Raw genomic sequence first — 12,112 nt, 5'->3', positions numbered from 1 at the left:
TAATTTGTGTATTATAAGATAAGCAGAATTGTAATAAAATCTTTAGCGTATAGAGACCTCTCATGGACTCTATACGAAGAATAAAAGGCAGGTATTGAATATGGTATACGATAAAAACAATTTCTATTTAGATAGCGATTTTGAGATTAGAATCATAAGAGAAGATGAAAATGACATCGACTTATTTATACCTATAGGGAATAGAACATTAAATTTACATTTTGACGATACTATAGACTGTCTAAACTCTAGAATGCAATTTTCTATAGTAAGAAATCTAGTATTTAGATTGAGTACAAAACCCGACAATAACACTTTAACGATCCATATGCTAGGAAGTATAGACTTGCACTCATCTGTAGTAAATTTTGAAATAGATTATAGTGATTATAGTATAGATATAAGTGACAAAGAATATTTTGTGGAAATGAGGATAGAAAAGAAGAAAAACTGTTGATAAGTTACAAAAATCATGAGTTTATCAACAGACTTTTATGACAAAAGAAAATAATTTTATAACACATACAAAATCTTTAAAGTGTGAGGCTTTTTTATAACACATAGGAAATTATAAACGTATTAAAATCATATATAGATATAATTTTCGTCATGTGTTTCAAAAAAGCCTACATACAAAATCTTTAAAATAGGAGGCTTTTTTATAACACATAGAAAATTATAAACTTATAAAAAACATAATAGATATAATTTTCGTCATGTGTTTCAAAAAAGCCTACATATAAAATCTTTAAAATAAGAGGCTTTTTTACATTCTCATTAAAAAAATCAAAATTTAATCTATTCATAATAAAAAAATCATATAATTAAAATAACATTAATTAATCTCAGCTTGAGGGGGTATTTTATGTTAAATGGTAAGAAAATCAGAGAAATCAGAAGGAGCTTAGGTTACACTGCTCGGGATGTGGAGATTCTTACAAAGAACGTCAAATACAGTACTTCGATTTCAAAATCATACTTAGAAGAATTAGAAAGAGGGGATAAGAAAAATCCAAGCTTTGAAAAGATTGAAGTTCTTGCTAATGTATTATGTTGCAAATTAGATGACCTGGTTTTAAGCATTGAGGGTTTGTAAATAATAAAATATATATTAAGAACGGTTATATACCGTTCTTTTAAAGTTTTATGGAGATTTTTACGAATAATTCGCATTCAATTAGGAGGTAAAAGGAATAGAAATATAGAATTATATACAGGCAATATGATAAAATATTTATAGAAATCGCAATAAATCTGTTACATTTTGGTTCCTTAAAAAGCCTTGAGACGTTGGCTATTTAAGAAATCAACATGTAGATTTATAAGTGCGTTCTATATATTAGAATAGTTAAGAAGAGGTGTTGTATGTTTAGAACAATAACATGGATTATTTATTTTATTTTTCGAATATTGATCCTGACTCCTAAGCTAATGAAGGTTAAATCCCTTGATAAGCAAAACATGGTAGAGGAGAAAGATAAGCTAGCCTATAGTATAGCTAAGAGTTGGGGAAGAGATTTGGTAAAACGAAGTGGATCAAAGGTAACGGTTGTAGGGGAAGAGAATATTCCAGAGAATGAAGCAGTACTTTTTGTAAGTAATCATCAAAGTAATTTAGATATTCCTATCCTACTCGGGTTTATTGATAAACCTAAGGCATTTGTTGCAAAGATAGAGCTTAGCAAATTCCCTGTACTTAGTACTTGGATGAAACTCATTAACTGCATCTTTATTGACAGAGGCAATGCTAGAGAATCTCTAAAGGCCATAAAGGCAGGTATAAAGCTTTTAAAGGGTGGATATTCACTTGTTATATTTCCCGAGGGAACTAGAAGCAAGGATGGTAACTTAATGGAATTCAAACCAGGAAGCCTGAAGTTAGCAACTAAATCAGGTGTTCCTATAGTACCAGTTACCATAAATGGAGCAAAGGATATAATGCCAAGTGGTAAGTTAGCTATTAGACCCGCTAATGTTGAATTAGTAATATCTAAGCCTATTTATATGGATGATGAGGTTGCTAAGGATTCTAATGCTTTAACTGAGACAGTAAGAAATATTATTGATGAAAATTTAAAAAAGAACTAAAAATAGGAGAAAATGCTACTTAATTATGAGTAGCATTTTTTTTATTCTGGGATAATTTAGTGAATCAAGGTAAAAATAAGCATATGATAGGTAGATTTATAATTTACGGACTTTTCGGTTGGTGTATGGAAATATTTTGGACCGGGCTTGGTTCGCTTTTAAAGGGAGATGTCAAGTTGACTGGACGAACATATATATGGATGTTCTTTATATATGGTTTAGCAGTCTTTCTTGAACCCATCCAAGAAAGTGTAGGTGGCTTAAATATTCTTTTGAGAGGAGGATTGTATACTTTATTAATTTTTACAGCAGAATACTTTGCTGGATGGATATTAAGAAGAGTTCTAGGTGTGTGTCCGTGGGATTATAGTTCCAGCATCTTCTCTGTTAATGGATTAATAAGGCTGGATTATGCACCCGTATGGTTTGTTGCAGGACTTTTACTTGAAAGAGTTCATTACGGCTTAGAAAGAATAGGTAGCATTATTTAGTCCAGATTATTCATAGAAGATTCAACTATAGAAATCGCAATAAATCTTTTACATTTTGATTTTTTCAATATCCTTAAAAGCTTTGGCTATTCAAAAAATCAAAATGTAGATTTATAAGTGCGTCCTATATACTTGTATATTTTTAAGCTTTCTATGAATAATCTGGGTTTAAAATCTAAATTTATGAATGATATATGAAAAATGTAAAATACTAAAAATTGTATGAATCGAATAAAATGGAGGGAGATATATGGTAAAAAAAATGAAGACCATGGATGGTAATGAAGCTGCTGCATATGTTTCATATGCATTTACCGAGGTCGCAGCAATTTATCCAATTACTCCTTCTTCTCCAATGGCTGAGTTGGTAGATTTATGGTCAGCAAAGGGGAAGAAAAATCTTTTTGGACAGCCAGTAAAGGTAGCAGAACTACAATCTGAGGCAGGAGCTTCAGGTGCTATGCATGGTTCACTTCAGGGAGGAGCACTTACTACAACCTATACAGCTTCTCAAGGATTGTTATTGATGATTCCTAATATGTACAAAATGGCTGGAGAACTGCTTCCGGGAGTATTTCATGTAAGTGCTCGTGCCGTGGCAGCCCATGCACTATCAATATTTGGAGATCATCAGGATGTAATGGCTACTAGACAGACTGGTTTCGCACTACTTGCAGCAGGAAGCGTACAGGAGGTAATGGACCTAGGAGGTATTGCCCACCTAGCATCTATAAAATCAAAAATCCCATTCCTTCACTTCTTTGATGGATTTAGGAATTCCCATGAAGTACAAAAGGTTGAAGTAATTGATTATGAGGATTTTAGAAAACTGTTGGATTACAAAGCTGTAGAGGATTTTAGAGATAATTCACTAAATCCTATGCGTCCGGTACTAAGAGGAACTGCACAAAATCCAGATATTTATTTCCAAGGAAGAGAATCAATAAATCCATTCTATGAAAAGGTTCCAGATATGGTAGAGGAATATATGAATGAAATCTCTAAGATTACAGGAAGAGAATATCATCCATTCAATTACTATGGAGCTCCAGACGCAGATCGCGTTATCATAGCCATGGGTTCAGTATGTGATACTATAGAAGAAACAGTGGATTACCTAATTGGGAAAGGCGAAAAGGTTGGAGTATTAAAGGTTCATTTATATAGACCTTTCTCATGCAAGTACTTCTTCAAGGTTCTTCCGAAGACAGCTAGAAAGATTGCTGTGTTAGATAGAACAAAGGAGCCGGGATCATTAGGTGAACCTCTTTATGAAGATGTAAGGAACCTATTCTATGATAGAGATGAAATGCCAGTTATTGTTGGTGGTAGATATGGTTTAGGATCTAAGGATACAACACCATCACAAATTGTTGCCGTATTTAACAATCTAAAGGGTGTGAACCCTAAAAATGACTTTACAATCGGTATTGTAGATGATATTACAAATACGTCCCTAATTGCACAGGAAGAAGTGGAGACTATACCAGAGGGTACAATCAGCTGCAAGTTATGGGGACTCGGCTCTGATGGTACAGTAGGAGCAAACAAAATAGCAATCAAGATTATTGGAGACAAAACAGATAAATATGCTCAAGGATATTTTTCCTATGATAGTAAAAAATCTGGCGGAACTACGGTTTCTCATCTAAGATTTGGTGAAAAGCCTATTAAATCTTCATATTTAGTAAATAAAGCTGATTACGTAGCATGTCACAATAAGTCCTATGTATATCACTATGATCTACTTAAGGGACTGAAGAAGAACGGAATATTTATGCTCAACTGCCCTTGGAGTAAGGAAGAATTAGATGAAAAACTACCTGCACCAATTAAAAGATATTTGGTAGAAAATAATATAAACTTCTATATAATTGATGCCGTGGGTATTGCCCAGGACATCGGTCTAGGTGGCAGAATAAATATGATTATGCAGTCTGCATTTTTCAAGCTTACAAATGTAATTCCAATGGAGGATGCTGCCAAATATCTTAAGGAATCTATTGAGGCTACATACGGCATGAAGGGTAGACAAATCGTTGAAATGAACAATGCCGCAGTAGATAGAGGCATAGATGGATTTGTTAAGGTAGAAGTACCTAGTGAATGGGCAAATGCTCAGGATGAAGGTAAGGAAGTAAAAGAAGAACCAGAGTTCATTAAAAATATCTTGAGACCGATGGCAAGACAAGAGGGAGATGACCTTCCGGTAAGTGCATTTAAAGGAACGGAAGATGGAACATTTCCACTTGGAACTACTGCATTTGAAAAGCGTGGTATAGCTGTTATGGTACCACAGTGGCAGACCGACAAATGTATTCAATGTAACCAATGTGCATATATATGTCCACATGCAGTACTAAGACCATTCCTGTTGAATGAAGAAGAAAAGAAAAATGCACCAGAAACCTTTGAAACTAAAAAGGCTATGGGTAAAGGATTTGAAGGTTTTGAATACCGTATGCAAGTAAGTCCACTTGACTGTACTGGATGCGGCAATTGTGCAGATATATGTCCTGCTCCTAAGAAAGCGCTAGTAATGGTAAATGCAGAGGAAGAAACTCCAAGGCAACTTGACAATTGGGAGTATGCATCAAACAATCTACCTTATAGAGACGACCTGATGAATAAAAACACCGTAAAGGGAAGTCAATTTGCTCAGCCTCTACTTGAGTTTTCAGGCGCTTGTGCAGGCTGTGGAGAAACAGCATATGTTAAGTTAGCAACTCAACTGTATGGAGATAGAATGGTAATTGCAAATGCAACAGGTTGTTCTTCAATATGGGGAGGAAGTGCACCATCAGTGCCGTTTACTACTAATGCTTGTGGACATGGTCCAGCATGGGCTAACTCCTTATTTGAAGACAATGCTGAGTATGGATATGGAATGCATTTAGCAGCAAGGCAAATAAGAGAGAGATTAAGAGATTTAATGCAGGAAGGCTTAGGAGCAGAGCTTCCTAATGAATGTAAGGATGCATTTAGTCAGTGGCTAGAAGCAATGTATGATGGAGAAGCTTCTAAAGCTGCTAGTAAAAACCTTATATCTGTAATAGATAATCCAAATTATAGAGGCAATAAAATTGTCGATGAGATTTTGAAGAAAAAGGATTATCTAGTTAAGCAGACTCAATGGATAGTTGGTGGAGATGGTTGGGCATATGATATAGGTTATGGAGGTCTTGACCATGTATTGGCATCTGGAGAGGATGTAAACATATTAGTAATGGATACAGAGGTTTACTCTAATACAGGTGGTCAATCATCAAAGGCAACACCTACAGCAGCTGCAGCAAAGTTTGCAGCTTCAGGTAAAAAGATACGTAAAAAGGATCTTGGTATGATGGCTATGAGCTATGGCTACGTCTATGTTGCTCAGGTTGCAATGGGTGCCAATATGAATCATACAGTAAAGGCTTTTGTTGAGGCAGAGAAGTATAGAGGACCATCCCTTATCATAGCCTATGCACCATGTATAAGCCATGGGATAAAGACCGGTATGGGAACCTCCGTTGAGCAGGAGAAAAAGGCTGTTGAAGCGGGATACTGGCATCTTTATAGATACAACCCTCTTATGAAACAGCAGGGTAAGAATCCATTTGTTCTTGACTCTAAGGAGCCTAAGGCATCCTTTAGAGATTATATATTAGGAGAAGTTAGATTTGCACAGATTCAGAATACCTTCCCAGACATAGCTCAGGAGCTATACTTAAAGGCTGAAGAAGATGCAAAGGATAGATACGATACCTATAGAAGACTATCAGAAATGAATTATAGCTAAACAAATTAAGGAACGGCGGAGTATCCACCGTTCCTCAATTTATTATTATAGAAAACTTTGTTCAAATTCAAAATAACTAAAACTACGCACCTTGTACTTAACGCATGTTTGTATTATTTCTGATTATTATCTACCCATTCCTTTGCGTTTTCAACCTCAAAGGTACTAGGAAGAGGGACTCTTGAGTTTTTCTTTACATGCTCAACATTAGCCCATGCGGCAGTTTTATGATTTTCAAGTGGCATAGACATGTTTTTTTCTTTGTACCTATTTTCGCCCATACTAATCCTCCTTGTGAAGTTTTATTTTTTCCTAATTAGTATTTGCAGTATTATAAAATTTCATAATAAAACCTTTTAACAAATATAGAGATTCCAGTCAAAACTATAATTTATACATATCAAAAATCCCCAGAAACATCGGATATTTTGATATGTATAAATTAAGATTTGCTTAGAACTCTTTATAATAGGTTTTATTATATGAGCAAATTGCATAATTACCCCACTAAAAAACGTGATGGATGTATTAGAAACAAAAGGATGCAGTAAAATTTAAAAGTTTATATGAATAATTTGGGTTAAATATAACAAAAAATTAATATATAATAGAAAGGAATTGAATTTTTAGGGGGACAGATATGTGAATATAAAGCATATTAAAAGAAATATATTTTTAATGTTTTGTATAGCTTTTTTGTTGTTATTAGCTTCCTGTGGTGCTAAAGATGATTATAAAGAAGAAATTTCTAAAGTTATTGGAATTAAGCTTGAGGCAATAGAAGAAAAGAATGAGGAAAAATATTTAATCACTATTAATAAAAGTAATAAAGAATACTACAATGAGCAAAGGCGTTGGATTAAGGATTTATTAGATAATAACATAGAAAACTTTAATCTAGAAATTATTGATATAAAAGAGATAGAAGATGATATATTAGTTGTGAGATTAAAACAAACCTATAAATACAGATATAAAAATAATGAACTGTTATATTCTGTAAAATATATTAAAACAGATGAAGGCTGGAAGGACTCTGATTTAAACTTTAAGGTTAAAGAAACAGAGCACTTTATTTTTAATTATATGGAAGGGGTTGCAAATCTAGATAAGATTATTAATGCAGCTGAAAGGGCCTATGATAGGATTACAAGTGACTTAGAAAAGCAAACAAAGGATAAAACAGTTATAAAAATATATAATGACCGTGAACTGCTTAGACAGAGTACTAAACTGAGTATTGAATGGCAATTTACGGGTTGGTATGAGCTAGAGGAAGGACTTAAAATATTTTCAGGTAGAGAAAAAGACTACGATTATCAAGGGTTAATAGAACATGAACTCACCCATAAAATAACTCTATCAGCATCTAAAAATAACATGCCCTATTGGCTTTGCGAAGGGGTGGCAGTTTACTTTGCAAACTTTTATCAAAGAGGTGGCGATCCCATTGAATTAGGCTGGTATGGCAAGGAAGATTTTCACCTAAGTATAGATAGATTAGAAGAAATGAACCTAGAAAAGCTAACAAAGGATTACGACATAGGTAGATATTATGGAGTATCAGGAATGATAGTTAAATACATATCATTATCCTATGGAAAAGATAAGGTATTAGAAATAATTGATGAACTAGGCAAATATTCATATAATGAAAGCTTAGCTAATAAAGATTGGGATAAGGAAAATCAAGAGAAGTTAGAAAAAGTAGTAGAGAAAGTCCTTGGTACAACTATAGAAGAATTGAGCGGAGAATGGTTAGAGTGGTTAAGTAATAGATAATATAATATTAGGGGGATCTCAGAATGATGAACTTCACTCATTCTGAAACACCCTAGGGCTGCACCTTTATAAAAATTATTTGTCCTTATCAGCAAATTCTTTCATACAATATACCAATGAACCCTTTTCTCTATGACTGTTTATACAAGCACAGCATTTGCCATGATTTTCACAGTTATCATATGGACATGGACATTTATCTTTGTTACATGATGACATAAGAAGACCTCCCTTATTTTAAGAATGCTCTATTCTTTTGTGGTGATTTCTTGAAGAAAAATCTGACCAAAAACGAAGGAACTCGACACCTCAGAGCTTTCATTTAACATTAATAATATCATATTATTAAAAGAACATAAAACTATTTCATTGTAATGCCTTTTATTGTCAGATAAAATATTCACATAGAAGATAAAACTTTATGTTATAATGTAAAAAACTCAAAACTTATGGCAAAATATGTATAGGTTTTAATAAATAATATTTAGAAAATGGAGTGGATAATATTGGATAGGCTCCTGAAGCTTTTTAATAAAGATAGGGTTTTAAGTGTACGGCTATTAATATTTTTTCTAATATTGATATATATACCTATGGCCTTATATGTAAATTTTGTGCATACGAGAACGATCGAAGCAGTAGAAAAAGAAAAAAAGGAAGATATTGAACAAATACTGAGACAAACGACTCAGTCATTAAATTTTGCATTAAATAATATTGAAGAAGGTGTTCTTGAAATAATCAATCATAATGGCGTACAAGTCGGAGTACGGGATTTTGAAGGTTTTCCTCAGAATTATAGAGAGAAGATATCGAAGTTTATAAAACACCAATTTAGAGATCTAAAAGATAACACTCCTTATATTGACGGGTTCGCATGTATTGATACAAACGGACAATTTATTTCCTCCGATGGAAAAATACAAATTGATAGTGAGGACTTTTTTAGAGGTAATACCTACAAGAAATTAGTAACTAGTAGCCATAATATTTTATGGAATTATGGAGTTCCTGATTATATTGATTCTAAGTCAAAGGATGAAAAGAAGCTTTATCTAGTGTGTGAAATAGATGATAAAGACACTCAAGTTAATGTAGGGTACTTTTTTGTTACTATAAGTACTGGACCCCTTAAAAAGTTATATGAAGAGACCTTTATTGGGATTACAGGCGAGATAGTTATATACGATGAAAATAACAACCCTGTATTAAATACTAGAAATTATGACCTTCCAGAAACTGGATTAGATAGATTGGTTAAACAAGAGAATTTTTATAAAATGAGTAATACGACCATTGCTGATAGGCAGTATCTTTTGGGTGTAGCTCCATTATTCCCCATGGATTGGCTTTTAGTAGCCATAGTTCCCAGAGATGAATTAACTAAAACAGTAAAGCACAATCTTAAAAGTAATTTTACCCCCATCATATTTGTAAGTTTAGCAACTGCTTTGATAATTGTAATAGAAAGTTTAATACTTTCTAAAGTGGTTACTGAAAAGGAAATGGCAAATTATCGTTTGGTGCTGAGTGAAAAGATGAATGAGAAGCTTCGAATGTATAAGCATGATTTTACTAATCACTTACAAATTATTTGGGGACTACTAGAACTTAAACATTATGATAAGGCCTTGAGCTATTTAATAAAGGCGAGTAGTGAAGGAATGACCATAAGGGAAAAATATGAGATAGGTATTCCAGAGATAGAATCAACTATTTTTTCTGTTCTGTCAAAGGCTAGGGAGAAAAATATTGATGTAGAGATGGATTGCATAACACTAGAGCCTAACTTACCAATTAGAATTTATGACTTAACAAAAATCCTTAGCAATCTATTGAAAAATGCTATGTATGCTTTGGAAAAGGCTGATGCCTATGACAAGAAGCTTAAAATTAGGATATACGAAGAACTTGGGGAATATGTATTTGAAGTTATCAACAATGTACCTATAATCCCTGAGGAATTAAGACGTAAGATATTCCAAAAAGGTTTTACTACAAAGGGAAATGAGGGTAGTGGTCTTGGACTTCACATAGTGAAAAGACTTGCGGAAAAGAATAATGGAACTATTGAGTTAAAGGTTGATGAGGAAGGAAATCATTTTATAGTAAGATTTCCTCATTAAACCACATTATAGAATTTATAATAGAGCTTTCTAAATTATCTATAATCAATTTAAGGGATTATAGATAATTTTTTTTTCAAGTTATTTCTCGAAATGAAATCTGACTAAAGCGAAGGAATTTCATGCCCTTGAGTTTTGTCGTGAAATAAAGCAACAATCAAAAAAATGAAGGGAAAAGGAGAAAAATGTAGAAAATAATGGAATATAATGCTTTTGAACACCATGATAGAAAGGTGAATATAAGATGAATAATAAAAAAATTTTTACTGATATAATAGATATACTAAAAAAATTTATTGATATAATTATTTTATTTGTAATTATAGTAATATTTGATTTATTATATTTTGTAGGTATAAATATTCCTGAGAGTATTAAGCTTGCTATAGTGTTTTTGGCATACTTCACAATAAATGGGTTATGGAGGAAAGAGTTTATAAATACATCCCTAATAGGGATTATATCTTTTATCTTTATAATACATAGTTATGGTAAACATTCGATTGATCATAAACAGGGCTCTGATTTCATGATAAAGGGCATAATTCATATAGGGGGATTCTTCACCTTAGCATTAGGCTTTAATCTCTTACAAAAGAAGCTTAAGCGGCAAATTAAGGATAGTGAACTCAAATATAAAAATTTATTTAATAGTATGAAGGATGGAATATGCTTACATGAAATGGATGAACAAGGTGATTCAAAGACTTTTTGTGAAGTTAATGATGCTGCTTGCGAAATGCTAGGATATACAAGAGAAGAACTTCTCAGCATGTCTCCAAGGGATGTGATTTGGGAAGATGAAATAGAGAAATTTTATGAAGGTTTTAAGTTTGTTGAAGAATGTGGCTTCTACACCCAAGAAAACACCTTAAGAACTAAGATTGGGAGAAAAGTTCCATGTGAAGTAACAGCCCATGTTTTTAATTCAAATGATAAAAATATAGTTGTATCAGCAGCCCGTGATATTTCAAAACGCAAGGAAGCAGAAGAAAGTAGAAGACGTCTAGATGAGGTTCTGCAATATGAAAGACTGAGAACAGAATTTTTTGCAAACATATCCCATGAACTAAGGACACCATTAAATGTTCTTTTAGGATCTTTACAGCTGATGGGCCTTCAAATAAATAGCGAGGATACAATAGATGATAAAAAATTAAATAAATATATGAATGTATTGATGCAAAACTGTAATAGATTGTTGAGGCTTGTTAATAATCTAATAGACATCACGAAAATAGATTCAGGATATTTAGATATTGATTTGAAGAATGGGAACATTATAAAGGTAGTAGAAGATATAACACTTTCTGTTGCAGATTATATAGAAAATAAAGATATTAATTTAATATTTGATACTGAAACAGAAGAAAAAATTATGGCATTTGATGGTGATAAGATAGAAAGAATAATATTAAATCTTTTATCCAATGCTATAAAATTTACTCCTAGTGGAGGTATGATATTTGTAAATATTTTTGATAAAGGAGAAACTATGGTTATATCTATAAAGGATACGGGTATAGGTATACCAGAAGATAAAAAGAAAGTTATATTTGAGAGATTCCGTCAGGCCGACAATATGTGGTCTAGAAAGCATGAGGGAAGTGGAATAGGATTATCCCTTGTAAAGTCCTTGGTTGAAATGCATCAGGGAAAGATATCTGTTGAAAGTGAATATGGACATGGAAGTGAATTTATTATAGAGATGCCAGTTGAAGTTTTAGATGACGAAGACTTTAAATATGATGGCAGTACTGAAGATAATATTAAAGAAAGCCATATTGAAAGAATCAATATCGAGTTTTCAGATATATACTCATAATTACTCTAAAGGAGGAAGA

General features: G+C 32.7%; 10 protein-coding genes. 8 read left to right on the top strand and 2 right to left on the bottom strand.

Features of this window, described 5'->3' with window-relative positions:
* Positions 1-100 precede the first annotated feature (100 nt).
* The 5 genes from R9X47_RS14850 to nifJ all read left to right on the top strand — a co-directional run bounded on the left by R9X47_RS14850 (position 101) and on the right by nifJ (position 6,360).
* Positions 101-457 carry a hypothetical protein gene (locus R9X47_RS14850; protein ID WP_432661836.1) on the top strand — a complete coding sequence of 119 codons (357 nt, stop codon included), beginning with the start codon at positions 101-103 and terminating at the stop codon, positions 455-457.
* Between the two features lie 408 nt (positions 458-865).
* Complete coding sequence (locus R9X47_RS14845; protein ID WP_432661835.1) at positions 866-1,096, top strand: helix-turn-helix domain-containing protein; 231 nt, start codon at positions 866-868, stop codon at positions 1,094-1,096.
* 269 nt (positions 1,097-1,365) lie between these two features.
* The gene (locus tag R9X47_RS14840) at positions 1,366-2,088 is read left to right on the top strand and encodes a lysophospholipid acyltransferase family protein (RefSeq protein ID WP_432661834.1); all 723 of its coding nucleotides are present in this window, start codon (positions 1,366-1,368) and stop codon (positions 2,086-2,088) included.
* Between the two features lie 59 nt (positions 2,089-2,147).
* Entirely contained in the window at positions 2,148-2,579 is a 432-nt protein-coding gene (locus R9X47_RS14835; protein ID WP_432661833.1) for a putative ABC transporter permease, read from the top strand.
* A 250-nt stretch (positions 2,580-2,829) separates the two neighbouring features.
* Positions 2,830-6,360 (top strand): pyruvate:ferredoxin (flavodoxin) oxidoreductase, encoded by a 3,531-nt coding sequence (nifJ, locus tag R9X47_RS14830; protein ID WP_432661832.1) that lies wholly within the window; start codon positions 2,830-2,832, stop codon positions 6,358-6,360.
* 113 nt (positions 6,361-6,473) lie between these two features.
* Here the strand turns inward: nifJ and R9X47_RS14825 are convergent, their stop codons facing one another.
* On the bottom strand, positions 6,474-6,641 hold the full coding sequence (locus tag R9X47_RS14825) for a CDIF630_02480 family spore surface protein (protein ID WP_432661831.1): 168 nt from the start codon (positions 6,639-6,641) through the stop codon (positions 6,474-6,476).
* A 361-nt stretch (positions 6,642-7,002) separates the two neighbouring features.
* On the opposite strand from R9X47_RS14825, the gene R9X47_RS14820 reads away from it, so the two are divergent.
* Complete coding sequence (locus tag R9X47_RS14820) at positions 7,003-8,142, top strand: hypothetical protein (RefSeq protein ID WP_432661830.1); 1,140 nt, start codon at positions 7,003-7,005, stop codon at positions 8,140-8,142.
* Positions 8,143-8,217: 75 nt separating this feature from the next.
* Here the strand turns inward: R9X47_RS14820 and R9X47_RS14815 are convergent, their stop codons facing one another.
* Positions 8,218-8,361 (bottom strand): hypothetical protein, encoded by a 144-nt coding sequence (locus R9X47_RS14815; protein ID WP_432661829.1) that lies wholly within the window; start codon positions 8,359-8,361, stop codon positions 8,218-8,220.
* 287 nt (positions 8,362-8,648) lie between these two features.
* Here R9X47_RS14815 and R9X47_RS14810 point away from each other — a divergent pair, with 287 nt between their 5' ends.
* Together R9X47_RS14810 and R9X47_RS14805 are read left to right on the top strand one after the other, a co-directional pair.
* On the top strand, positions 8,649-10,268 hold the full coding sequence (locus R9X47_RS14810) for an ATP-binding protein (RefSeq protein ID WP_432661828.1): 1,620 nt from the start codon (positions 8,649-8,651) through the stop codon (positions 10,266-10,268).
* 244 nt (positions 10,269-10,512) lie between these two features.
* A complete protein-coding gene (locus R9X47_RS14805) occupies positions 10,513-12,093 on the top strand; it encodes a PAS domain-containing sensor histidine kinase (protein ID WP_432661827.1) in 1,581 nt (526 codons plus the stop codon).
* The last annotated feature ends 19 nt before the right edge of the window (positions 12,094-12,112 follow it).

It is taken from the genome of Wukongibacter baidiensis, assembly GCF_050888315.1.
GTDB classification, from domain to species: Bacteria; Bacillota; Clostridia; order Peptostreptococcales; family Caminicellaceae; genus Wukongibacter; species Wukongibacter baidiensis.
The sequence above is the reverse complement of the archived record's forward strand: the minus strand, read 5'-3'. Positions and strand labels throughout refer to the sequence as shown.